The sequence below is a fragment of the Leptothoe sp. LEGE 181152 genome, from assembly GCF_032906605.1.
GTDB lineage: Bacteria > Cyanobacteriota > Cyanobacteriia > Phormidesmidales > Phormidesmidaceae > Leptothoe > Leptothoe turfae.
Genome location: NZ_JASATU010000001.1, coordinates 110,021 through 135,406 on the forward strand (window position 1 = coordinate 110,021; position 25,386 = coordinate 135,406).

Sequence of the window (25,386 nt, forward strand, 5' to 3'; positions counted from 1 at the left end):
GAACAGGTACAAGGCCAGCCCCTACAATGCTCTTTATCTTAAGGAAACACTATGAAAGTCATGCTGCATACGGATCGTGCTGGAAAGCTAATGGTCTATGTTGCCAAAAAGGATCTAGAAGAAGTTGTTGTTAAACAAACCACAGTCGATGATGCCCAAGTTCTGACCCTAGCCAATGGCTGGGAGCTATCAGTGACCGGATTGGATAATCCCATCAAAACGCCTCAAACCGTTAAAGCTAAACGCTTGAATTAAATTCTATTTAAGCCGGGAAAGCTTGAGTAGATGGAAAATTAGGCGGTAGGAGGCAGAAGTCAGTGAGATCCTGTATGCTGATTTCTGCCTCCTGAATTATATCCTTGGGAGAACGTTTCGCTCTGAATTCATACCCCACAAAACGGTAAATTATTTGCTGGCATATCCCTAAATACTGTTGCCTCACTTCACAGGAGATTTTTCCATGTCACCGCTTAAACAACTACCTCCATATATGTTTATCCTAGAGGGAATCTTTCTAGGGTATCTCAGCAAGAAAAAGAGAAAGATCAAAGCTCTTGCCCTTGAAGTCGAGCAGGAGCAAGTGGTAATTAAGCTGCCTAAAGAGGTGCGAGATTCTATACAAGATTATCAATTCCAGCCCGGAGACAAAATTCGCTGCATTGGTCGCAGTCAGGTTGATTTTACCACAGGTACCATTAAGCTCAGAGCCTATCAGGTTTTGCCACTACTTCCCCCTAACGAAGAGGTACCTTTCACAACTGCACCTCAGGCTCCAATGTCAACAACGGCTGAGGCTTCTCAGGTGCCAACGTATCCTACGGTTGCTGTTGCACAAAAACCACCTAAGATCTTGATTTGTCGCAAGTCAGGCTGCCAGAAGCGAGGTGGCCATCAACTGATCTCAAAATTAGAGAGTATCTTGCAAGAATATCAGCTCCATGACCAGGTAGAAATTCAATATACAGGCTGTCAAAAACGCTGTTCAAAGGCACCAACTCTGACGATTATGCCGGGCAAACATCGGTACGATCGGCTCAGCCTTCAAAGTTTATCTAACGTTGTAGAGAAACACTTTTTCCCCTCTAAACCATGTTCACTTGAAAGCTAATCATGAAAATAAAATATCGCCAACTGGTGCTTAAGCTATTTGCTTGGTTCATCGCTGAAATTACACTCACCTATGTCGGTCTAGATAATCTGGCCGATTACAGCGAATACCTGAAGGAACAAAGCACTATCTCGATAGCTATGGCCTATTCCCAGAGTTAAGGGTACTAAAGTGTTAGAACGATTTGGCTAAACAGAACGTTCATCAACTCGCATGTCAAACGGTGCTTCCATTTGTGATGGGGGATGGACTCTGATTTTGGCACGGGGACTCAATTGAGACAGATATTCAGCTAGCCTGGTCATACGGTCCAACACTCGCCAGTTTTTTTCCTGATCAGAGCAGTAAATATGTAAGATTACGACCTCAGTAATATTGATGGTCCATCTACAGAGCATCAACAGGGATTGAGTAGATCCATCACAGGTTTCGAAAAAGTGCCGACAGATAGCTACTTCTAATTGCCTTTTCAATGCTGCGTCCAAGTCTGTTATTAACTCTGGTGGGAGATCTTCCGGCGAGAGTGAATGAACCATTATCAATCCTCAAAGCTAGCCACTAAGGACTGGACTCAATCATACGCTATGCCCAGCTCGCTCCATCGTAATGACTTGAGCAATACGCTCAGGAAACTCTTCTAAATCAGCATCTTCTTCCTTAGGCATTGGGGACAGAAAGGTATAGCAGGGATCACACTGCCCCGTATCAAATACTTGTAACACCCACTTGTCGGGAAGTCCTTCTACTCCTATTTCTACGACATACCATTCACTACCCGTCTCACGGGTAGCCAGAATGGAGAAGAAATCTTGATCAATATCTGGAATTTCCAAATCTTGCATCAAAAAATCCCTCGCGACCATACTAGCATCAGTCATCGATAAACTTAGCATTGTCAAAGGTCTCCTTTATATCTACCAGTTGAAGATATTGCTCAGAGACTGCAATATCTTTCCAAGTCTGGACCGCCGCCACTAGCAGCAGCATCTACAGAGAACACGGCGGCCCTATTTTTGGAGTCATTACTCAGTGTGCCAATAGTTACAAGGGGACTGTTCCTGTGAACCAATCCATATCATTCAAAACCAACTATGCTTCAGTCCATCAAGATAGAACTGGCGTTGCAGAGTCTCGGGAGGATTTAATCTAAAAAATAACGATCCGGGACAATTCAGCCCGATCAATTCATTCCCTAAATCAACAACAGCATAGAACTAAAGCTGTAGGGCTAATCAAAAAAGCTGGAGTCGCACACTCTCTATACCCTATTACCAAAGATCAACACAAAATATTCTGTATCGCTCAACACCAAACCTCCATTAGCAACAGTCTTTAACATTTTAAGAGATTGACCATATTTTTCTGAGTAAACCGTTATTGTAGAAACAAAAAAACGGCCTCAATAGTTCATTCTGAACATAATGTCTTGTCAATTAGGAAGAAAACATTAAACCGTATCAGGTGACATAGAATACAAAATTTTGGATTGTTATGTCTAAGGGCATGACTTTCCAATAAATTGTCCACTCTCCATCTCTGTAATCTAGTCCTGATGGATTCGTCATTCCTCTTTCTCTGTATAAATCTTCTGTTTATTCGGAAATCTACTCATTTATGACTTTTATAGAAGGTTTGAGAAAATCAGGTTCGTTTTTTTCAGTCGCCAATTTTTCCTCACCTATCGCTCTATTGATAGGCCTGCATTGTCTATGGCTTACACTATCAAAGACGGTTGTATCTCTTGCGATAGCTGTCGGCCCCAGTGTCCAACGGGAGCCATTAAACCTCAAGCAAAATGGGAAGGCTATTGGATTGACCCTACCCTGTGCGATGACTGTCAAGATTTAGAGACACCTCTCTGCTTAAATGCTTGCAATATTGGCTCCCTATCCCCTCTAGTTCCCAAAAAAGGACGCCGTAAAAGCACCCTCCTGCCAGCAGCAATTGCTGACATTTTTCTCAGTGGTAAGACGACTCCTTTTGCATCTTCCATGGTGATTTGGGAAGCCTGTAACGTTTTAGCTCAGCGTCAGCATCTGCCTTGGCAAATCGATGCTGACGGAAAATTTTGTTACCATCGACCGGTCCATCGTGGTCGAGGAGAAGTTCGCCTTCGATTAGCCACAAGTCCCGAAAGGGATATCCCCATAGCAATGCCTGCAGATGAAGCAATGGAGGTCATGGCTCAATTTGATATTCGTGCCACCTGTCTTCATCTGATTTTTGCGGCCTATGCCATCACCCTCAATTCTCCGTGGGAAGAAGCATTTGTAATCAATGACCAGCACATTGAACAATATTTAGATCTCAATAAGCGAAAAGATCTGAGCAAGCTAGACAAACTCACGTTGATCAAGCATTTAGTATACCAAGTCTGTCAGTTACTGGTTGCTTTGGACTGGCCACGTCAGGGAAAGGTTAAAGCCTTTTCCTTTGATGAGCAGCCGATTTGGCATCTAGTCAACACTGAGTATTATTTTGAAAAAGATCACCAGGGAGGTCGTCACTTAATTGGGTTAAGCTTTACTATCCGCCCTGGGATTTGGGCCAAACACTTTCTTAACAAACAAGACTATCGTAATCAAACGGCTTTTTATCAATACGGTACCCTACCTAAGTCATTATTAACTGAAGTGATGAGCAACTGGCAACAGCATGAGGGTGCTGTTCGTCTACTGTTGTGGCTATTATTCAAGCTGAGGTTGGGGGGTGACCATCGGCTGACTGTGCGCACCCTACTACGTATTGCCTATGGAGAAGATCGATTAATAGAGGCTACCACTGTCCGGGGGGCACACAAACGTCTGCTGAAAACGTTTGAGAGCGATCTGGAAACAATTTATTACTATGGCCTCAAACCGTTGTTTGATCCAGAGACCTATCCCGCCGATATACAGCCACTATGGGCTAAAGTCATTGATATCCCCAACGATGTTGACGATGCTCTTGAATTTTGGGTGAATGATGCCAATCAGAGCCGGAGCTTAACGGACACGGCCCCCCGAGACAAATGGCAGCGACTGATCAATGCTCGATTGGCCGGCTTTGAACTATCGGAAGAATGGCAACAAACAGTGCGTCGTCGAGCCCCTAAGCGGCGGCGTAAACAATCTCAAACAACTCAATTAGGCTCACTCTCTGGTGATGTTATCAAGGCAGCACGCCAACGTCAAAACTTGACTCAACGCGCCTTAGCCAAACATTTAGGGAAAAGCCAGAGTTGGGTGCGAGATGTGGAAAAAGGTCGATTTCGCATCAGTACCGAAGACTACCCCCGTTTACAACAAACACTGGGGCTTAAATAGATAATATATGCAAGATTTTGTCTATTATCCCCAAACAAACATTCCGCATTAAGTTGTCCCCCAAAAAAGATTTCCATCAGATACCTTTAGGAGAATACCCATGACAGAACAACAACCCATTTCCAATGAAGTTGCTTTGAGAATTGCCTTGGCAGCTAAGGCTTTACCCAATGTCTCTATAAGAGAGTTAATCGATGCATTACAAACCAATCTCGACGATAACATTACGGAAGAATCGCTAAGTACCCTAACCGTCACCCAGCTCAAACGTGCCTTTGGCAATATTTACGATGTGGATGAGGGCGAATGGGAAGGCGAAGATGCCAATAATCAGGAGATTGCTGCCGTTAAAGAAGCGGTGCGGATTCTCTGGGGAGAACAGACAGAGTACGATCATCCCTTACCTATCGAGCCTGATCAAGGCGATATGCCTAACTCAATTCGCATAGCGGTTGCATCCAATACAGATGAGCAATTAGACGGCCATTTTGGCTCCTGCCATCGATATTTGATTTATCAGCTATCGGCGGATGCTATTAAGCTGATCGATGTGCGCTCTGCTCTGGAGGCAGACCTGAGCGATAACAAAAATCAGTTCCGAGTGAATTTGATCAGAGACTGTCCTGTGCTCTATGTTGTGTCCATTGGAGGGCCTGCCGCCGCCCAAGTGATTCAAGCGAATATTTACCCCATGAAAGTGGAAGCTGGAGGAGCTATCCGGGAGATTCTTGCCGATTTACAACGGGCGATCGCAACATCACCCCCTCCCTGGCTGGCAAAAATCTTAGGCATTGGAGCAGACCAGCGGGTAAAGAATTATCAGGCAGTTGGTTAGGTCAACGATGAATATCCAACGACATAAATAACGCATTCAGACAATTCAAACAATCACGGGTCTTCGGCCTACCCATTTTGCCGATCTAATCCGAGTGGCACAACTTGTTTATGATCCCAGTGGTGGAATTTCAAGTTGCTCAACCAGTGATATATCTGATTGATTGTGAATACTTGTAGCATCGGTTATAGACATCGAGGAACTAACCTATAATAATGTTCTCGCAAAGACACCGGTCTATTATTGTTATTTAAACAAACAATTAATAGAAAAATTGCGATCGCAGCCACAAGTATTTGTATTCGTTCATTAGGCATTTCCGGCCTGGATAGTATTGCTGAAACCTATGGGAATTAACCATCGCTCAGAGTTAACCGTGCTTGGATTACCCGCAGAACGGGGTAGGTGGTTGTTAATTCCCTTGGGCACAGTCGTTTTAATGTGTCTGGGCACCGTTTATTCCTGGAGTATTTTTAGAACCCCCTTGGAAGGTGAGCTAAATTTAAGTGCGACTGAAAGTCTTCTACCCTATACGGTTGCACTGGTTTTCTATGCGGCTCTCATGCCAGTCGCAGGTTTTTTCATTCCTCGCATAGGCGCTCGCATGGTGGCGGTAATCGGCGGGATTTTCCTGGGGGCGGGCTATATTCTCTCCAGCTTTGCGACAAACATTGGCATGCTCGTCCTCACCTACGGAGTTATGGCAGGGACAGGCGTAGGCGTTACCTACGGTGTGCCCATGTTTGTCGTTGCCCGATGGTTTCCTGAGAAAAAAGGCCTAGCGATGGGAGCAACAATTGTCGGGTTTGGGCTATCGCCGCTCATTACTGCTCCGTTAGCCAATCGATTAATTGATAGTTACACCGTAAGGCCAACGCTGTGGATCTTAGGCAGCATCTTTATGATGATTGTTCTAGGCATTGCCATCATCCTAAAATTACCGCCCAAGGGCTGGCATCCCCAACAGAATTCTGCTAAGCCAACAGTCACAGGGTTCCACAGTTATCCCAAAAAGCTGCTCAAAAGCCAGTCATTTTATGGACTGTGGGGTTGTTATGCCATTGGCACCCTGATCGGCTTAAGTGCCATTGGTATCTCAGGTCCGGTGGGGGAAGAGATTATTAAGGTTAATCCAGAGACGGCAGCCATTAGCGTTTCTCTATTTGCCCTCTTCAATGGCTTCAGTCGTCCTTTATTTGGGTGGTTAAGCGACCGTTTTAAGCCTCAATATGTGGCAATCTCATCGTATACGCTGGTACTGATTGCCTGTGTGCTAATGATGAACGCACAAGAGGGTCAGTTAGCGACTTATTTAATTGCCTTTTGCCTGCTTTGGTTTTGTTTAGGAGGATGGTTAGCCATGGCTCCTACCATCACCCTCCGATTTTTTAACCCCGATCAATATGCTCAAAATTATGGCATTGTGTTTACCGCCTATGGGGTAGGTGCCCTAACGGGCACCCTGGCCATCGGACAAATTCGAGATTGGTTTGGCACCTATACCTACGCGTTTTATCCCATGGCCCTATTTGCCATCATCGGCATTGTGGTTGCTAGTTGTCTGCTCAAACGTGAGCAGACACGGTCCTAACCCAGATGCCTTACGGATACGTGCTTGCTCAAATCTAGGCTAGACAAGCGGCTAAATCTGCCTCGGGTATGGTGATGGGTTGGAGATTATAGGTGTCCGACAATAACTTCAACACATTAGGTGAGATAAATGCAGGCAGCGTGGGTCCCAAGCGAATATCTTTGATCCCCAGGTGCAGCAGGGTCAGCAAAATAGCCACCGCTTTTTGTTCATACCAGGACAAAATCATTGACAAGGGGATTTGATTAACATCGACCTCAAACGCATTGGCTAGTGCGATCGCAATCTGAATTGCAGAATAGGCATCATTACACTGGCCCACATCCAATAACCGAGGAATACCTTCAATAGCCCCTAACTCTTGATCAAAGAAACGGAACTTGCCACAGGCAAGCGTGAGAATCACACAGTCCTCAGGCACTTTCTCTACCAGTTCAGTGTAATAGTTACGATCAGGTTTAGCCCCGTCACAGCCCCCAATTAAGAAGAAATGACGAATTTTGCCAGCTTTAACCGCTGCAATCACCTGGTCAGCGACCCCCAGTAGCGCATTGCGGGCAAAACCAGTGGTTACCTGCCGGGGAGTCCCTATTTCAGTGAATCCAGGTAACTCCAATGCTTTCGTAATCACGGGGGTAAAATCAGGCAGCCCATTGGGCTGAGCGGGAAGATAATTCAATCCTGGATATCCCACAGGACCAATACTAAACAGCTTGTCCTCATAGTTTTCATGGGGTGGCATCAGACAGTTTGTTGTGATCACAATGGCCCCTGGAAATTTGGCAAACTCCCGAGTTTGGTTTTGCCAGGCCGTACCATAGTGCCCATAGAGATGGGGGTAGGTTTGTTTTAGACGCGGATAGCCATGGGCGGGTAACAATTCTCCATGGGTGTACACTGTGATAGCGGTTCCCATGGTCTGTTTTAGCACCGCTTCCAATTGGGGAATATCATGGCCAGACACGAGAATAGCTTTACCCACTCTGGTGTTGAGGGGCACCGATGTGGGCACCGGATGGCCATAATTACCCGTATGCCCGGCATCTAGCAACTGCATCGCCAGCAAATTGATTTCCCCAACCTTCAAGGCCAGAGTGACCCAGTCTTCCAGACTCAGATCTTGACGCTCCAATGCAGCTAGGGCCTCATAGCAGAATTGATCAACCCGTTCATCGGTTTGACCCAACTCCTGGGCATGGAATGCATAGGAGGCCATCCCCTTAAGACTGTAAAGAACAGTGAGTTTAAGGGAGAAAATATCAACATTGTTTTTCGATTGACCAATAAATTGCAGGGCGATATCCTCTCCCTGAGACGCTAAACTATCCTCAAAGTTGGGTTCATAGCACGTGATATCTGGCCAACTTTGGTCAGATTTTGTAACCTGTTGCACTTGAGTTTTGAGGTGTTCTCGATAGGCCAGCGCTCGACGAATGTAGCTGGTAAATCGTTTTTGATCAAAGTTGACATTGGTCATGGTGGCAAAGATGGCTTCACAGGTGAATCTATCGACCTCATCGGTGGAGATCATCAGATCACGGGCACGGAGAGCAACTGGGGCAAGGCCACGCAGAATATAGATCAGCAGATCTTGCACAGCATTGACCTCTGGACTTTTGCCACAGGCTCCCCATTGATGGCAGCCTTGTCCACTCGCAGTTTGTTCGCATTGTTCACAAAACATTGTCAGATCCTCTTGGGAAGCAGCTGGGTTTACTGTAGGAGAGGAGAACGTTCAATGCTTTGACTTAAGTCAAGGGAAAGGACTAAGGGTAATAAACTTTAGATTTTCTTCTGTATTTCTTGGAAACGGCCCATTAGTCTGAAGTTACAATATATCTCTATCTCTCACTACAAACTGTGACTATCCAATGGTGTTGTCTCCACTCTCAAATTTTTTGAGTCAGACGATGATATTCCAGGATTTACCATTGGAACAGTTGGAAGATCTTGAAGGTTTAGCAGTTACCAAATCCTATGGCAAAGGCGAGGTCCTCTTCCATCAGGGAGATGCTGGAATTGGATTTTTTGTGATCCAATCGGGGCGTGTAAAGGTATTTAAACTATCGCCCCAGGGTAAGGAGCAGATTTTGCATATCTTTGGTCAGGGAGATCATTTTGCTGAAGTGCCCGCTCTGGATGGCAAGTGCTTTCCCGCCTCCGCAGCGGCCCTTGAGTCATCGGAGCTTTTATTCTTTCCACGTCAGCCTTTTTTAAGCCTTTTAGAACAGCGTCCATCCCTTGCCATTAATCTGCTCAAAAGCTTTGCTCGACATCTTCGACGGTTTTCGAACCTGGTGGATAGCCTTGCTCTACAGGATGTTCCAGCTCGCCTAGCTACCTACTTGCTAAATTTGAGTGGGGAATTGAACAACGTAGATATTATCAAGCTTGATCTGCCCAAAAATCAGCTGGCGGCCCGATTAGGAACTATTCCTGAAACTCTATCACGGGCTTTTTCCAAGCTAAATCGCGCTGGTTTAATTTCGATGGATGGCATTGAGATTACATTGTTAGATTTAGAAAACTTAAAGCACCTGGCCAATTGCGATCGCTAGTCTGATCACCTCTTACCCCTTACTGCAACCGCTGTATCAAATGTTCTCCCACTCGCAACGCATTGGCCATTACCGTTAGCGCTGGGCTAACACTGGCGCAAGAGGGGAAAAAGCTGCTGTCTACCACATAGAGATTGTCAATCTCATGGGTGCGGCAGTGGGTGTCTAACACTGAGGTGGCTGAGTCAGTGCCCATGCGACAGGTTCCACTCTGGTAACCCACCACCTGAATTGGCACTTCTCCCCGTGGATATACACCACTGCGCTGCAGACCTTTAGACGTTTTCTCCAGGGCTTTTAACACCTCAATCCATCGGTACACCAGACGATCATGGGCTTCTATATTGTTGGGCGTAAACTCGTAGCGTAGTTTCCCATTTTGAAAATATATTCGATTGTTGGGGTTTGGCAATACTCCCGTTTGGGCTCGCCAGCCAATGGACCGCATTGCTAACTGTTTTAAGCCAGCCCCCGGCATAATCTTGGCAGCCACTGACAGCAATGGCGGAGATTCGGCAAAAATGATGTCTTGCAACAGTCCGCCCGTATTCTCAATGTGTCCCATGGGGTACTCATAGTCACCGTCACCCCAATAAAAATCATTGATGCTAACACTTTGGGGGAATGTCCCTGAATTGTTGGCGGCACTGCGCTCAACAATCATGGTCATCTGGTGCTTCATCAAGTTGCGCCCCACCTGGCCTGAGCTGTTGGCCAATCCCTCGGTGTGTTTGGCATTGGCAGAACTCAGCATCAACGCCGCTGAATTGACTGCACCGCAGGCCAAGACGACGATATCGCCAGCAAATAACATGGCCTGATCGCCAATTTCTGCCTGCACTCCTTTGATTTCAGTACCCGTTGGGTTGGTGTGCAGGCTAACAACTTTTGCCGACGTTTGTAGCGTCACATTGTCATACTTTAAAGCTGGATTGATACCAAAGACTTCAGCATCTCCCGTGGGATCATCATCCTGGCGGGTCAGACTGACGGGTAGGGGAGCCGGGTGCAGTCCCTGCTGTGCGATCGCCTCGACAATTGGCTGCATCAGCGGCTCATGATCCACAGCCCCATGGGGATATGCACTACTGTGGGTAGGCTCTGTTGGGTCTTTACCAGGATCACCATGTACCTGGTAAAGCTGTTCAGCCGCCGTGTAATAAGGTTCTAAATCTGCATACTGGATGGGCCATGCGGGGGCCACACCATCCTGGTATTTGACTGCTCCAAAGTCGCGATCGCGCATTCGCATCAGAGAAGCGCCATAGATTTTAGTATTACCGCCAATGGCATAGTTGGTTTGAGGAGAAAACGGCTCACCGGACTGGTCATACCATTGCTCCGAAGCATGGTATTTTGTCTTTTTCAGCACATCGACCCCTGCGGGATTTTGCTCTTCGAGGGCCATACCGGTTCCCCGCTCCAAAATCAAAATCCGTTTCCCCGTAGGTGCAAGTTTTTGTGCCAGCGTTCCCCCGCCAGCTCCAGTGCCCACAATGATGATGTCGTAGTGCTGGTCATCAATAATCATGGATTTCTCCTCTGCCGGTTACCAATGAGGGTTTTTAAATAATTAAGGTCTTGTATTGTCACGATTAGAGCTATTGCCAGACATAAATCAAGATAAACAGCACAATCCAAATGACATCGACAAAGTGCCAAAATAGTGATGTGGCAGCAACACCATACTCACCGCCAGCATAGTTATTGGGAATAAACGAACGGGCCAGCATAATACTCTGCAGCAGTACCCCAGTTAAAACATGCAGTCCGTGGAAGCCAGTCAACAGATAAAAGGTGCCGCCAAACACCCCTGACTTAAAACCAAAGGGCAGACTCATCCACTCCACAGCTTGACCATAGAGAAAGAAACTCCCCATGGCCATGGTCAACAGCCAAAATGCCCGGAACCCCCACAGGTTATCTCGGTGTAAGTAGCGCTCTGCAAAGTAGATCACAAAACTACTGGATACCAGGACAATCGTATTAATAAATGGCTCTCGTACCTCTAAGCCCTCTACCCCCGCTGGCAACCAGTCGGTGACATTGGTCTTGTAGACAATGTAGCCCGCAAAAAAGCTTAGAAAGATGACGCTTTCAGACAGTAGGAAGACAATGAAGCCAAACATACGATGGTCTTCTTCTTCATGTCCTACACCTTGGACAACCTGGGTATTAACAGTCTGATCAAGCTTAGCTGTGCTCACTGGCCAACTCCTTTGTTGGATTATTTTCAACTAAAGGTTCATTGCTGCCGTAACCATAGGGAGCCGACACAACAACCGGAATCTCATCAAAGTTCTCGTGGGGAGGTGGAGAGGATACCAACCATTCCAAACCAATGGCCCGCCAGGGATTATCTCCAGCTTCCTCACCCTTCACCCAAGCACTCAAAATATTCAAGATAAAGGGCAGTGTTGATACCCCTAATAAAAAGCCACCGAGGCTCGCTAGAACATTCCAGAAGGCAAACTCTGGATCATAGGAAGCCACCCGCCGGGGCATGCCCTGCAAACCCAGGGGATGCATGGGTAAAAAGTTGAGATTGGTGCCAATAAAGGTGAGCACAAAGTGCAATTGACCCAAACCCTCGTAGTACATGCGCCCAGTCATCTTGGGAAACCAGTGGTAAATGGCAGCATAGAAGCCCATCACAACGGCTCCATAGATAACGTAGTGGAAGTGGCCGACCACAAAGTAGGTGTTATTAACGTGGATATCAAAGGGGGCCGACGAGAGCATAATGCCGGTAATTCCGGCAAAGAGAAACATAAATAGGCCGCCTAGGGCAAACAACATGGGTGTTTTTAGCCGGAGCTTACCGCCCCAAATCGTCGCCACCCAGGCAAATACCTTGATCCCCGTGGGTACGGAAATCATCATGGTGGTAAACATAAACAACATGCGCATCCAGCCCGGAGTGCCACTGGCAAACATGTGGTGGACCCAAACAATACCACTCAGCCCAGTGATGATGAGGGACGATAGGACAACAATCTTATAGCCAAAGAGGGGTTTACGGGAATAAACTGGGAAGACCTCTGAGAATATACCAAAAATTGGCAGAATAATGACGTATACCGCCGGATGGGAATAGAACCAGAAGAAATGCTGATAGAGAATTGGGTCACCCCCGCGGGAGGGCTCAAAAAAGCTGGTGCCCACCGTCAGATCCAGCAGTAACATGACGGCACCTGCCGTTAGTGCTGGCAATCCAAACAACTGAATGATCTGAGCCGAAAACACTGTCCAGCAAAAGGCCGGCATTTTAAACCACCCCATCCCCGGAGCGCGCATTCTAAAAATGGTGGTAACAATGTTGACCGCACCCATAATCGACGATACTCCCGACAAGGCTACGGCCAATAGCCATAGGGACTGACCATTGATCAAGTTGCCGGTAGGATTCTGCAAACTGACCGGCGGATAGGCCCACCAACCCGATTGGGACGGTCCACCCGGCACAAAGAAGCTGAGGGTGAGAATGACCCCGAATATCGGCACCAACCAAAACGCAGCAGCGTTTAGCCGGGGAAACGCCATATCCCGTGCCCCAATCATTAACGGCACTAGATAATTGGCCAGGCCGTTGAGCATTGGAAACGTCCACATGAACAGCATAATGGTGCCGTGCATGGTGAACAGTCCGTTATATACGGTGCGATCCACCAGATCCGCTTCGGGAGTAATCAGCTCTCCCCGCATGATCATGGCCAACAAGCCACCAAATAAAAAGAAGACAAACGCAGTGACAATATATTGAATCCCGATGACTTTGTGATCGGTACTAAAACTAAAAAATCTGCGCCAGTTATCCGGGGCTCCCGGTTGGGGTTGGAGATTGGGGGGCGTCACCTCCAAAGATGCATTACTCATGGAAATCGTCCTCTGAACTGGCGTAATTTACAATCGGAGCAGGAGCTGGCTTAACCGTCTTCCACCCTAAACCAATGGGGTTTTGGGTGGTGGTGCGGTTGAACTCTTCATAGGCCACATTCTGGGCTGGCGTGGGGGGCAGAGAGGCCACTGCTGTCAGCCATTGTTCGTAGTCTTCAGCAGACTCCACAACGACGTTGGTTTGATTGGCCGCAAAATAAGTGCCACTATATTCTGAATCTCGCAACCGATAGCGCCCTTCTCGAATGGGGGTAAATTCAAATCCGATCTCCTGGCCTGGGACCACATCCTGTTTGACTCGAAAAGCGGGGACAAAAAAGCCATGGAGAACATCCTCTGAGGACAGCAGTAGCTTAGCCCGCTGATTCACAGGTAAATGCAGCTCGGTACTGCGAATATTGTGTGCTGGATAGTGAAATTCCCAGGCCCATTGCCGCGCATAGACATTAATGGGAGACTGTTCAGCCTCGGGGGATGCAATAGGTGCAGCCTCTGCCATCGACATCCCCATGGCCTTATGCTCCATGGGGCCAAGAATACTCATACGGTCATAGGTTTGATAGCTAAATGTACCAATCCAGATCACCAACAGGATCGGAATCGCCGTCCAAACCACCTCTAGGGGAATGTTGCCTTCAATGGGGGGGCCGTCACTGGCATCATATTTAGCCGCTCGCTGAAACAAAATTGCGTATAGCAGTGCCCCCACTACACCTAAAAAGATGAAGCTACCAATGGTGGTCATAAAGCTAAACAGATTGTCCACTAGTACGGACTCCGCCGAGGCTTGGGGCGGCATCCAGTGATAGGCTTGTTGACCCACCCAAAGGCTAATAAAGAGATCGGCAATGGCTAATCCCATTAAAATTAAAATCGTGCGTCGATTCATCGGTGTCAGGGTTCCTACTATTTGATGGAGAGATTCAGTTGGGTATTGGGATCAAGTCCGGCTCGAATCACCCGATCTGCACTGATGTGAAGACCAAAATCGGCTCCAAGATGTGCTCCTAAGGTGCCATGAACAAACATCAGTACAAAGATGCCAAGACCAGCAATTAAATAGCTCCACTGCACCTGACGTGCTCGATCCTGTCGCCACACATACCGCTGAAATCCACGCCAGACGGTCATGGCAACAATCAGACCTAACAAAAGTACGCCGCCAACACCGTGCCACACCATGGTATCCATTGCGCCCAATCCCCAAGGACTGACCATGTCCTGGGGGGGATCAGCTAACAGAATTTCGTAAAACCCAGCCGCTACCGTAAAAAAGGTAATGATCGCCGCTGCCAGCATGTTGTACCAGCCAACGTCGTAAAGGTTTGAGCTGGTGGCTGGAATGGCGAGAAATTTAAAGATTGCCTTTTCAAGGGGAAATAGGGCAGCCACAATATCAAATGCGATCGCAGCAATAAACAACCCCAACGTCAGATGTACCAGATTAGGATGGATTGGCAAACCATAGGGTAAACCATTGACTCCCATAGCGAACACTGGCGTTACAAGCTCACCGTTGAACAGTTCAAGGGTCATTGCAACAGACCTCCCCGTGCCGCCTCAACCACAGCTTCAGTATGGAGCCCATAGATCCACACCAATTTGTCCCCCAGATAGGTTTGAAATAAGACAATTCCTGTCAGGACAACATTCATCCCCATGTAGGCCATCGGTAATGTATCTGGGGTACGTAGTCGAATGATATAGCGCCAACCCGTAATGGCTGCCAAAATACCAGAAAGGGACCAACCCAGCAGGGTGTGCAGATTTAGATCTCCAGTAGCCACTGTGTAGGGCGTAGCCAAACCAGCTTCAATTTGGCCAAAAATAACGGCAATAAAAATAGAAATCGTCGCAAACATCATATTCCACCAGCTGACCTCATACAGGCGAGTATTTTTGGAGAAATACCCAATCACATCACAAAGAACAGCGAATAACACCATGGCGATAACAAAATGCACCACGATGGGGTGAATAGTATCGGGATAGGGCAGATTGTGATTATTGAGAGGGGGTAATAGATTTTGGAACACTGGTTGCCTCTATGCGAAGAAACGAAGTCAGCTCTTTCTGTATAGAGAATACTCTCTACTTCAAATTAGAATTGTCTATTGAGGAATATCCTCTTATCCATTAGGGCGCACAATTCGTCAATTGAGGCTGAACTTTCAACTCATTTTTATATCTTGGTCAATTGCTACCAAAAGACCCATGGTTTTATGAAAAACGGCTTAGGCACGGAACAACAAATATGAGATTTCTCTCATAAACAACAGTTCTTCTGGAAGGATACGGGCCTGGTTGATCCTTAAAAAAGTCTAAATAAATTCACCTGGATCGGGTGTCAATTCCAGGCGGGACGTTGTTCTAACGAGAGTTATGAGAAGTCAAGAATCAAAAGTCAGGAGGGGATCAGGCCCTCTCTGACGCTTAACTCCTGACTCCTGCACATCTAAAGATCTAGATAGGCTCGCAATTCACCTTGATCTCGCTGAAGGGTAAATCCCAGCTTTTTACAAAGATGCTGCATTGCCTGGTTCTCTGGCAAGATATCGGCTGAAATACGAGTGAGTTCTTCAGCTTGACCGATATTGATTAGCGATCGCAAGAGCTCTGTCCCCAATCCTCGTCCTTGATATTGGTCATTGATCAACATGCCAAATTCTGCTTCATTGAGACCATGAAGTCGGCTGAGGCGAGCTACTCCCAAGATGGTTCTTTGCTGCGTAGCTGGAGCATGATATTCAGCCACTAGCGCCATTTCCCGGTCATAGTCAATAAAACAGATACGGGTCAGACGTTCATGGGCAACCCGGGCCTTTAGGTTGATCAAATGAAAATATCGAAAGTAAATACTCTCTTCTGACAGGGTTTTATGGAAATCGACAATTAATGGCTCATCTTCAGGCGAAATGGGTCGAATTGTCACTCCCATGCCATCAGGTAGTGCCCAAGGCTTAATGTATTGTTTGGGATATGGGCGAATTGCAGGCTTGGGCAACTGATCTTCTGGTATATCGGACTCATGGAGCACCACGCGTGCATCCAAAGCCAGTAGCTGCTCTGCAGATGCCAACAGCGGATTGATCTCAATCTCTTTAATTTCAGGATAGGCCACCACCAGCTGACTAAATCTCACCAGCAGCTGTTCAAGGGCAGCAAGATCAATACTCGGCTGACCACGTACCCCCTTAAGCGCTTTATAGATCTGGGTTTTTTCCATTAGACGCCGAGCCAGGGTGGTATTGAGCGGTGGCAAACCGAGGGCGCGATCGCAATAGACTTCCACCAGCTGTCCACCACTGCCAAATAGCAAAACGGGGCCTAGCTGTTCATCAACGCTACTGCCCAAAATCAGTTCATAGCCATTGCGCAGCACCATGGGCTGTACCGTCACACCCAAACAATCTCCCGGTTGGCCAATGGCCATAATCAACCGATAGGCTGCCCGTACTGCCATTGCGTCTGGCAAATTAAGCTGTACACCGCCCACATCGGTTTTGTGAGTGATGGTATGGGAGTGCAGCTTCAGCACCACTGGATAGCCAATTTGTTCAGCCAGGGTTACCGCCTCATCTACCGAGGTAGCCAGTTTAGTGGTAACAGTGGGAATTCCGTAGGCGTTCAGTAACGCTTTAGACTCCCACTCACTTAACAGCAAACGGTGCTCTGCCCTCGCACGGGTCAATAACTCACCGATGGGGGTGGTATCAAACGTTGGCGTTGTTGTGAGGCTAGGCGTTTCATAGAGAGCATGGAGATTATCACTGTAGCGGGCCATTAACGTAAAGACCTGGGCCGCAGCATCAGGATACGGCAAGGTAAAGATACTGCTCTGATTGAGTTGAGCTTCACCTGTAGCCACCACATCTGTGCCCATCCAGCTAGCCAACAAGGGTCTATCTTTCCAATGACTTACCCTTGACTGTAGCTGGGCCGCTGTTTCAGCGGGCTGGGTCATGGCCTGGGGCGTTAGAATAACCAAAAGACCATCACTGTTGCGGTCTTGTGCCAACACATCGAGGGCCGCACCATACCTTTCTGGGGTAGCATCCCCTAAAATATCGATGGGATTCTGACGGCTCCAATGGTCGGGCAACAATGTATCGAGGGTCTCTACGGTTTCAGCACTCAGGGAAGCTAGTTCTCCTCCACTGCGAATCAGGGCATCTGTAGCCAACACCCCCGGTCCTCCAGCATTGGTGAGAATTGTTAGCCGTTTACCCCGAGGACGGGGTTGTTTGCCTAAGACTTCTGCTAAATTAAACAGCTCGTCAATGGTGTTAACCCGCAACACACCACAGCGCCGAAATGCCGCGTCCAACACCTCATCGCTACCGGCCATAGCGCCTGTATGGGAAGCAGCGGCCTGGGCTGCCAACTGGGTACGCCCTGACTTGATCACAATAATCGGTTTACTCAGGGCCACTTCTCGAGCTGCCGAGAGAAACGATCGGGCATTGCCTATGGTTTCCATATAGATAACAATGCTGTGGGTAGCCGGATCGTCACCCAGATAGTAGATTAAATCTCCCCAGTCGATATCCAACATTGATCCGATGGAAACAAAGGCACTAAAGCCAACATTTTCCCGGAGACTCCAATCCAAGATTGAGGTGCACAGAGCGCCACTTTGACTAATAAAACCAACGCTGCCTGGATTGGCCATGGTGCCCGCAAACGTGGCATTGAGACCGCTGATGGGACACATTAGACCTAAACAATTAGGTCCTAGCACTCTGAGTTGGTGACGTCGAGCTGTAGCTAAAACAGCCGCTTCTAAAGCAGCACCTGCTTCACCCACTTCTCTAAAACCTGCAGAAAGAATAATTACGCCTGCAACACCTGCGATCCCACATTGTTCAATAACCGCAGGTACACCTTGAGCAGGGATGGCTATAATGGCTAGATCGACTTGCTCAGGTACATGACCAATGGTGGGATAGGCCTTAATGCCAAGGACATTGGTCCGGGTTGGGTGAACGGGAAAAACAGTGCCTCCAAAAGAACTACTAATGAGGTTCCAGAGCACGGTGCGCCCTACACTACCGGGACGTTCAGTAGCACCGATAACGGCGACAGTTTGCGGCGCAAAAAAAGGTGAGAGTGGCTGATAATCGTAGCGGAGAATATCGTGGGCAGGATCTGGACAAAGAAGCTGATCTAACTGAAGAGAATTTTGATCTGTTTTATGGGGTATCGTTTCTGTTTCACCCATATAACCACTGACATTGAAGCTAGTCATAAATCGATAATGCCCCAAATACATCTAAAGGTTTAGCTGATTTCACGAGCGAGGCATGCTAGTAGCCTATTTCTAGTAGTAATCCCGAATGGTCTTCTTGGACTATCAATAGCTCAAAGTTTTCAAAGTTCTCAACTCTGAAAACTTTATGAAGATAATGTCCCATGACATTTGAACTTATAAAGTGTATCTTTTTTTTCTATGGATTATATTAAGCAGATATATAAATATTCTTGTTCTTGTTAAAGGTGTTTCTCAACACAAAATTCTTTCGAAATTGGTAACCCCGACAACCTTATTCTCCGGCAAGAAGTTTGGAAACAGGCAGGTTGTTTATTAAGAATGTTTCAATACATCATGATGTTTTTTAGAAACGTAACATAACCGTATCAGAAATACCTTTAGCCTCTATTTTTTTTGCTATGATGAACGAGTAAGCAAGATTACTCATTAAGTGTCGTCTGGGGGCCTTTTCAGATTTTACAGGTTGTAGATAGCTAATTTCTTTTCAGTTGTTTTAGACAGTCTTAGGTATGTAGGCATACGTAGTACGTAAGTAGCATTGAGGATTTATAACTAATCATTAGAATCTAGCTATCAGCATCAATCAATCAACCATTGGGAATTCTTGCGTGGTCAAAGGTGGAGATTGTCTATCGTACGTAAATTACTGAAATTCTGATTTTTTAACTTTGTGAATTTAGTTTTTTCCTTAGCGTAAGGATAACAAAGCGTTATGGAGGAATAAGGCCATGATATGGCCAGGGTTGTCATTTCTGACTATTGTTCACAAAATCAAGCATTTCATCATTCCATAACTGATGTTAGTTATGGTTCAAAACAGTACTGTTGCGAGGAGATCGTAAATCATGAGTGTAGCAAGCACAGTCAACCCTAAAAAACAGGCGACATCGGGTGTTGAAGCTATTCCTTCTTCGACTGAGCCTAAACAGCCATGGCGTCAGTTTTCCATGGGGCCATGGGGCGATGAGATTAATGTTCGAGATTTTATCCAGAAGAACTATTCTCCCTATGGTGGGGGTGGAGAGTTTCTAGCTGGAATTAGCGATCGCACCCGGCAGCTGTGGGAGAAAGTTACCGTGCTAATGCAGCTGGAGCGTGAGCGCGGTATTTTAGAGGCCGATAACCAATTACCCACCGGAATTACGGCCCATGCACCGGGATATATTGATCAATCCCTGGAACAGATTGTTGGGCTACAAACCGATAAACCCCTGAAGCGGGCCATTATGCCCCTGGGTGGCATTCGGGTGGTGAAAAAGTCTTTAGAAGCCTACGGATATCAGCTTGATCCCCAAACCCACGAGATCTTTACCAAGTATCGCAAGACCCATAATGACGGTGTGTTTGATGCCTACACCACAGAGATGAAAAGGGCCCGGCATTCAGGCATCATCACGGGATTGCCCGATGCCTATGGACGGGGGAGAATCATTGGAGACTATCGGCGGGTTGCCTTGTATGGTTGCGATCGCATTATTCTCGATAAGCACCAGCAGCTTCAATCCTTAGAGGTAGATACCCTGGATGAATCGATTATTACGCAACGGGAAGAGATCTCTGAGCAGATTCGTGCCCTACAAGAATTGCGCCGAATGGCGGCAGCCTATGGCTTTGACATTAGCCAGCCAGCTGTCAATGCCAAAGAAGCCGTACAGTGGACTTACTTTGGCTATCTGGGGGCGATTAAAGAACAAAACGGTGCGGCCATGTCCCTGGGGCGGATCTCAACGTTCTTAGACATTTATATTCAACGGGATCTGGCCAATGGCGAGTTAACAGAGCCCGAGGCCCAGGAACTGATCGATCAGTTTGTAATGAAACTGCGAATGGTGCGATTCTTGCGCACACCGGAGTATAACCAGCTGTTCTCCGGAGATCCGGTGTGGGTAACTGAATCCATTGGTGGCATTGGGTTAGACGGTCGTCCTTTGGTAACAAAGACCAGTTTCCGGTGTCTGCAAACCCTGTATAACCTGGGACCCGCTCCAGAGCCAAACCTGACCGTGCTGTGGTCAGAACGGCTGCCTCTGGAATTTAAGCAGTTCTGTGCCAAAGTCTCGAAAGATACCAGCTCCATCCAGTATGAAAACGACGACCTGATGCGGGCCGACTATGGAGATGACTACGGCATCGCCTGCTGTGTATCAGCCATGCCCATTGGCAAACAGATGCAATTCTTTGGTGCCCGGGTGAATTTAGCCAAAGCCCTCCTATATGCCATCAACGGCGGTAAAGACGAGAAGTCTGGAGAACAGATTACGCCTGCCTATGCCCCTGTGACCGGCGATATTCTGGACTATGACGAGGTCAACGCCAAGTTTGATGTGCTGATGGCCTGGCTGGCAAAACTCTATGTGAACACCCTCAATGTGATTCACTATATGCACGACAAGTACTGCTATGAAAGGCTGGAGATGGCCCTGCACGACAGAAATGTCTATCGCACCATGGCTTGTGGCATTGCTGGCCTATCCGTCGTAGCAGATTCGCTCTCCGCCATCAAATATGGTCAGGTGAAAGTGATTCGTAATGAGGCTGGCTTAGCCGTTGACTATGATGTCCAGGCTAATTATCCTGCCTTTGGCAACAATGATAATCGGGCAGACGATATTGCCTCCGAGCTGGTGCAGCGCTTTATGGATCACATTCGTCAGCACAAGACGTATCGCAACGCTGTTCCCACCCAGTCTATTTTGACCATTACGTCCAACGTGGTCTACGGGAAAAAGACTGGCAGTACCCCCGACGGTCGTAAAGCTGGTGAACCCTTTGCCCCTGGTGCTAACCCCATGCACGGTCGCGACACCAAAGGTGCGATCGCAGCTTGCGAATCAGTGGCTCAGCTACCTTACCAGCATGCTCAGGACGGTATTTCCTACACCTTCTCCATTGTGCCTGCTGCCCTGGGTAAAACCGAGACTGATCAGATTAACAATCTAGTCGGTTTACTGGATGGCTATTTCCACAACACAGGACAGCATATTAATGTCAATGTGCTCAACCGTGAGACGTTGTTGGATGCCATGGATCATCCTGAAAAATATCCTCAGCTAACCATTCGGGTCTCTGGCTATGCGGTGAACTTTATCAAACTCACCCGTGATCAACAGATGGATGTTGTTAATCGGACATTCCATAGTCGGTTCTAATGAGTCGGATGTCTCTCCTTCTCTCTAATGGAGAAGGATTTTAATCCCCCCTTCTCCCATTAAGGAGAAGGGGGGATTAAGGGCTCGAAACCTGGGACTACTCTCCGACTTGCTGGATACACGGTAGCCTTCGCTCGGAGAGGAGGGCTGACAACTCTTTAAAGCCGATATTGCCTGCTATGTTAATTCCTCAACCAGCTACAGTTACATCCACATCCACATCCACAGGTCGGATTCACTCTGTTGAAACCTGTGGTACCGTCGACGGGCCGGGGATCCGGTTTGTTGTCTTTACCCAAGGTTGCCCGCTACGGTGTCTGTATTGCCATAACCCCGACTGTCGAACGGTAGAAGGGGGCCGTGAAGTGACTGTCGATGAGCTGGTGACAGAAATTCTGCGCTACCGCACCTACCTGGAACTATCCGGAGGAGGGGTTACGGTCACGGGTGGAGAACCATTGCTACAGCCTGAATTTGTGGCTGAACTGTTACGTCGCTGTCAGGCTGAAGGATTACATACAGCTTTGGATACGTCAGGCTTTTCTGACTTAACAGCGGCTCAACAGGTTTTACCCCATACCAATCTCGTACTGCTTGACATTAAATCCTTTGATCCCGATCTATATCGTCGCGTCACCCACGTTTCCCAAGAACCGACCCTGCGTCTGGCTCGCTATCTCAATGATATTCATAAACTCACCTGGGTGCGGTTTGTTTTAGTGCCAGGATTGACCGATCCACCTGAAAATGTTGAGGGACTTGCTATATTTGTTGCAACCCTTACAAATGTTGAGTGGGTAGAGGTTTTACCATTTCATCAAATGGGGGCCTACAAGTGGGAAGCCCTGGGTTATGACTATCAATTAAAAGACACTCTGCCCCCCAGTCAGGACAACATTGAACGCGTTAAAGCACAGTTTCAACGCCACGGTTTAAACATTCGCTAGAGGACTGCTCTATTATGACTTCACCATCTTCTCCTGCTAATGTTCGGGTAGATACGCTACAGAGTCTCGAAGAATTGGCACTACGGGTGAAAAACGCTCAAGAGATTTATGCCAATTTTAATCAGGCTCAGGTTGATTTTATTTTCAAGCAAGCTGCGATCGCAGCCAACAATGCCCGTCTCCCCTTAGCTAAACAAGCGGTGGCAGAAACAAGCATGGGTGTGATTGAAGACAAGGTGATCAAAAATCACTTTGCTTCGGAATATATCTTCAACAAATATAAGCATGCCAAAACCTGTGGCGTCATTTACTCCGATGTTCACTACGGCATTCAAAAAGTAGCCGAGCCCATCGGGGTGATTGCTGGCATTGTGCCCACCACGAACCCCACATCCACAGCCATCTTTAAAGCGTTGCTCAGTCTCAAAACTCGCAACGCTATTATTTTCTCTCCCCACCCCCGCGCTAAAGCCTGCACAATTGCTGCGGCTAAAATTATTCGCAATGCTGCGGTGCAGGCTGGGGCACCCGCAGACTTAATTAGCTGGATTGATGAACCCACCCTGGAACTCTCCCAGGCATTGATGCAGCACCCTGACATTAAGCTAATTTTAGCCACGGGCGGACCCGGCATGGTCAAAGCCGCCTATTCCTCCGGTCATCCTTCACTGGGGGTGGGGGCTGGTAATACCCCCGCTTTAATTGACGAGACCGCCGATATTCAGATGGCGGTCAGCTCTATTTTATTGAGTAAGACGTTTGACAACGGCATGATCTGTGCGTCGGAACAATCCGCCGTGGTGGTCGACGACCTCTATGACGATGTTAAACAGGAATTTATCAAACGGGGGGCCTATTTCCTCAACCCTGAAGAACAGGCAAGGGTGGGTCAGCTGTTACTGAAAAATGGACGACTCAATGCTGAGATTGTGGGTCAGTCCATTACTCAACTCGCTCAGCTGGCAAACCTGACCGTCCCCGAAGGCACTAAGCTGCTGATTGGTGAAGTTAGCACCATTGGCACTGAGGAACCCTTCTCCTATGAAAAACTCTCACTGATTTTGGCGCTCTATCGGGCCTCAGATTTTGCCGACGGTTTAGACCAGGCAAAACGGTTGGTGAATTTTGCGGGACGGGGCCATACCTCAGTGCTGTATACCCACCCAGATAATCGCGATCGCATCACCCAGTTTGAAGACGAACTTGCCACAGCTCGTGTGTTGATCAACACCCCATCCTCCCAGGGGGCCATTGGTGATTTGTACAACTTCAAACTTGATCCCTCACTGACTTTAGGCTGCGGCACCTGGGGTGGCAACTCTGTTTCCGAGAATGTTGGGGTACAGCATCTCCTCAACATCAAAACGGTGACCGAACGGCGAGAAAATATGCTATGGTTTCGGGTTCCTCCCAAGGTTTACTTTAAGGCGGGCTGCATTCCCGTAGCCCTTGGGGATCTCGCCCATAAGAAACGAGCCTTTATCATCACCGACAAGCCCTTATTTGACATGGGGTTCACCAAAGAGATTACGGACACCCTCGACAGTCTCAAAATTGAGCATCACACCTTCTTTGATGTTGAACCCGATCCCTCCCTCTCCACAGTGCAGCGGGGTCTGGCGATCATTAACAACTTCCAACCCGATGTGATTATTGCCCTGGGCGGTGGTTCACCCATGGATGCCGCCAAGGTGATGTGGCTGATGTATGAGCATCCCGAAGTGAAGTTTGAAGGTCTGGCAATGCGGTTTATGGACATTCGCAAACGGGTCTATGAGCTGCCGCCCCTAGGTGAAAAAGCTGTTCTTGTGGCCATTCCCACCACATCGGGCACCGGTTCTGAAGTCACCCCCTTTGCCGTGGTCACCGACGATCGCGTTGGGATTAAATATCCCCTGGCAGACTATGCCTTGACGCCCACTATGGCCATCATTGACCCGGAACTGGTGCGCCATATGCCCAAAAAACTCACCGCCTACGGTGGCATTGATGCCCTCACCCATGCCTTGGAAGCCTATGTGTCTGTGTTGGCCACTGAGTTTACTGACGGTTTAGCTCTAGAAGCGATCAGCTTGTTGATCAAGTATCTCCCCCGTGCCTATCACAATGGCCCCAACGATCCAGAAGCCCGCGAAAAAGTTCACTATGCAGCCACCATTGCTGGTATGGCTTTTGCCAATGCATTTCTGGGCATTTGTCATTCTTTGGCCCATAAGCTAGGGTCCACCTTCCACGTTCCCCACGGTCTCGCCAATGCGTTAATGATTTCCCACGTGATCCGCTACAACGCTACGGATGCCCCATTTAAACAGGCGATTTTTCCACAGTATGAGTATCCCCAAGCAAAGGCGAGATATGCTGCGATCGCAGATGTACTGAAGCTGGGTGGTGACAGTGATGACGACAAAGTTAATCGCCTCATCGCAGCGATCGAATCGCTCAAACAACAAGTAGATATACCTGGGAGTCTGCGAGCAGTGCTGAGCGATGATGAACATACGTTCTTCGAACATCTTGATCTGATGGCAGAACAAGCGTTTGATGACCAGTGTACGGGAGCCAATCCTCGATATCCCCTCATTCAAGACCTCAAAGCGTTGTACATAGCCGCTTATCGGGACGATCTCCCACTGTCGTTATCAGAAGACAGTTCCCTATCATCACCCCCCATGCAGGAGGTAGCCCATTAGATCCTTGGCTGGTGGCACGTAACGGTGCCACCAG

At 47.8% G+C, this 25,386-nt stretch carries 20 protein-coding genes; 10 read left to right on the forward strand and 10 right to left on the reverse strand.

Going from position 1 to position 25,386, the window contains the following annotated elements; translation table 11 throughout:
* Positions 1-51: 51 nt before the first annotated feature.
* The 3 genes from nifT (at position 52) to QGP82_RS00520 (ending at position 1,269) form a co-directional block, all read left to right on the forward strand.
* A complete protein-coding gene (gene nifT / locus QGP82_RS00510) occupies positions 52-255 on the forward strand; it encodes a putative nitrogen fixation protein NifT (protein ID WP_006514474.1) in 204 nt (67 codons plus the stop codon).
* 205 nt (positions 256-460) lie between these two features.
* Entirely contained in the window at positions 461-1,108 is a 648-nt protein-coding gene (locus QGP82_RS00515; RefSeq protein WP_163698941.1) for a (2Fe-2S) ferredoxin domain-containing protein, read from the forward strand.
* A 2-nt stretch (positions 1,109-1,110) separates the two neighbouring features.
* Complete coding sequence (locus tag QGP82_RS00520; protein WP_163659243.1) at positions 1,111-1,269, forward strand: hypothetical protein; 159 nt, start codon at positions 1,111-1,113, stop codon at positions 1,267-1,269.
* Between the two features lie 27 nt (positions 1,270-1,296).
* On the opposite strand, the gene QGP82_RS00525 is transcribed toward QGP82_RS00520, so the two are convergent.
* Positions 1,297-1,644 carry a hypothetical protein gene (locus QGP82_RS00525; RefSeq protein WP_163659242.1) on the reverse strand — a complete coding sequence of 116 codons (348 nt, stop codon included), beginning with the start codon at positions 1,642-1,644 and terminating at the stop codon, positions 1,297-1,299.
* A gap of 39 nt (positions 1,645-1,683) precedes the next feature.
* Positions 1,684-2,001 carry a hypothetical protein gene (locus QGP82_RS00530; protein WP_163659241.1) on the reverse strand — a complete coding sequence of 106 codons (318 nt, stop codon included), beginning with the start codon at positions 1,999-2,001 and terminating at the stop codon, positions 1,684-1,686.
* Positions 2,002-2,817: 816 nt separating this feature from the next.
* On the opposite strand from QGP82_RS00530, the gene QGP82_RS00535 reads away from it, so the two are divergent.
* From QGP82_RS00535 to QGP82_RS00545, 3 genes are all read left to right on the forward strand, one after another.
* On the forward strand, positions 2,818-4,413 hold the full coding sequence (locus tag QGP82_RS00535; protein WP_163659240.1) for a helix-turn-helix domain-containing protein: 1,596 nt from the start codon (positions 2,818-2,820) through the stop codon (positions 4,411-4,413).
* Between the two features lie 100 nt (positions 4,414-4,513).
* On the forward strand, positions 4,514-5,248 hold the full coding sequence (locus tag QGP82_RS00540) for a dinitrogenase iron-molybdenum cofactor biosynthesis protein (RefSeq protein WP_163659239.1): 735 nt from the start codon (positions 4,514-4,516) through the stop codon (positions 5,246-5,248).
* 346 nt (positions 5,249-5,594) lie between these two features.
* Positions 5,595-6,839, forward strand: coding sequence for an L-lactate MFS transporter (locus QGP82_RS00545; protein ID WP_499056616.1), 1,245 nt, complete (start codon positions 5,595-5,597; stop codon positions 6,837-6,839).
* Between the two features lie 34 nt (positions 6,840-6,873).
* Here QGP82_RS00545 and hcp read toward each other — a convergent pair whose 3' ends face one another.
* Positions 6,874-8,523 (reverse strand): hydroxylamine reductase, encoded by a 1,650-nt coding sequence (gene hcp, locus QGP82_RS00550; protein WP_499056617.1) that lies wholly within the window; start codon positions 8,521-8,523, stop codon positions 6,874-6,876.
* Between the two features lie 226 nt (positions 8,524-8,749).
* Here hcp and QGP82_RS00555 point away from each other — a divergent pair, with 226 nt between their 5' ends.
* Positions 8,750-9,397, forward strand: coding sequence for a Crp/Fnr family transcriptional regulator (locus tag QGP82_RS00555; protein WP_499056619.1), 648 nt, complete (start codon positions 8,750-8,752; stop codon positions 9,395-9,397).
* Between the two features lie 19 nt (positions 9,398-9,416).
* Here the strand turns inward: QGP82_RS00555 and QGP82_RS00560 are convergent, their stop codons facing one another.
* The 7 genes from QGP82_RS00560 to QGP82_RS00590 all read right to left on the reverse strand — a co-directional run bounded on the left by QGP82_RS00560 (position 9,417) and on the right by QGP82_RS00590 (position 18,542).
* On the reverse strand, positions 9,417-10,928 hold the full coding sequence (locus QGP82_RS00560) for a GMC oxidoreductase (protein WP_163698954.1): 1,512 nt from the start codon (positions 10,926-10,928) through the stop codon (positions 9,417-9,419).
* Between the two features lie 70 nt (positions 10,929-10,998).
* Positions 10,999-11,526, reverse strand: coding sequence for a cytochrome c oxidase subunit 3 (locus QGP82_RS00565; protein WP_431732099.1), 528 nt, complete (start codon positions 11,524-11,526; stop codon positions 10,999-11,001).
* A gap of 64 nt (positions 11,527-11,590) precedes the next feature.
* Entirely contained in the window at positions 11,591-13,273 is a 1,683-nt protein-coding gene (gene ctaD / locus QGP82_RS00570; protein WP_499056620.1) for a cytochrome c oxidase subunit I, read from the reverse strand.
* Positions 13,266-14,183 (reverse strand): cytochrome c oxidase subunit II, encoded by a 918-nt coding sequence (locus QGP82_RS00575; RefSeq protein ID WP_163702010.1) that lies wholly within the window; start codon positions 14,181-14,183, stop codon positions 13,266-13,268. Before QGP82_RS00575 ends, ctaD begins: the two co-directional genes overlap by 8 nt.
* 17 nt (positions 14,184-14,200) lie before the next feature.
* The gene (locus tag QGP82_RS00580; protein WP_163659231.1) at positions 14,201-14,830 is read right to left on the reverse strand and encodes a DUF2231 domain-containing protein; all 630 of its coding nucleotides are present in this window, start codon (positions 14,828-14,830) and stop codon (positions 14,201-14,203) included.
* Positions 14,827-15,330: a DUF2231 domain-containing protein gene (locus QGP82_RS00585; RefSeq protein ID WP_499056621.1), complete on the reverse strand. Its 504-nt coding sequence runs from the start codon at positions 15,328-15,330 to the stop codon at positions 14,827-14,829. The genes QGP82_RS00580 and QGP82_RS00585 overlap by 4 nt, the downstream gene beginning before the upstream one ends.
* 419 nt (positions 15,331-15,749) lie before the next feature.
* Positions 15,750-18,542 carry a bifunctional acetate--CoA ligase family protein/GNAT family N-acetyltransferase gene (locus tag QGP82_RS00590; RefSeq protein ID WP_499056622.1) on the reverse strand — a complete coding sequence of 931 codons (2,793 nt, stop codon included), beginning with the start codon at positions 18,540-18,542 and terminating at the stop codon, positions 15,750-15,752.
* 869 nt (positions 18,543-19,411) lie between these two features.
* Here QGP82_RS00590 and pflB point away from each other — a divergent pair.
* The 3 genes from pflB (at position 19,412) to adhE (ending at position 25,352) form a co-directional block, all read left to right on the forward strand.
* Complete coding sequence (gene pflB, locus QGP82_RS00595; protein WP_499056624.1) at positions 19,412-21,715, forward strand: formate C-acetyltransferase; 2,304 nt, start codon at positions 19,412-19,414, stop codon at positions 21,713-21,715.
* Between the two features lie 179 nt (positions 21,716-21,894).
* On the forward strand, positions 21,895-22,662 hold the full coding sequence (gene pflA / locus QGP82_RS00600; protein ID WP_499056625.1) for a pyruvate formate-lyase-activating protein: 768 nt from the start codon (positions 21,895-21,897) through the stop codon (positions 22,660-22,662).
* A 14-nt stretch (positions 22,663-22,676) separates the two neighbouring features.
* Positions 22,677-25,352, forward strand: a complete 2,676-nt coding sequence (gene adhE, locus QGP82_RS00605; protein ID WP_499056626.1) for a bifunctional acetaldehyde-CoA/alcohol dehydrogenase — start codon at positions 22,677-22,679, stop codon at positions 25,350-25,352.
* The last annotated feature ends 34 nt before the right edge of the window (positions 25,353-25,386 follow it).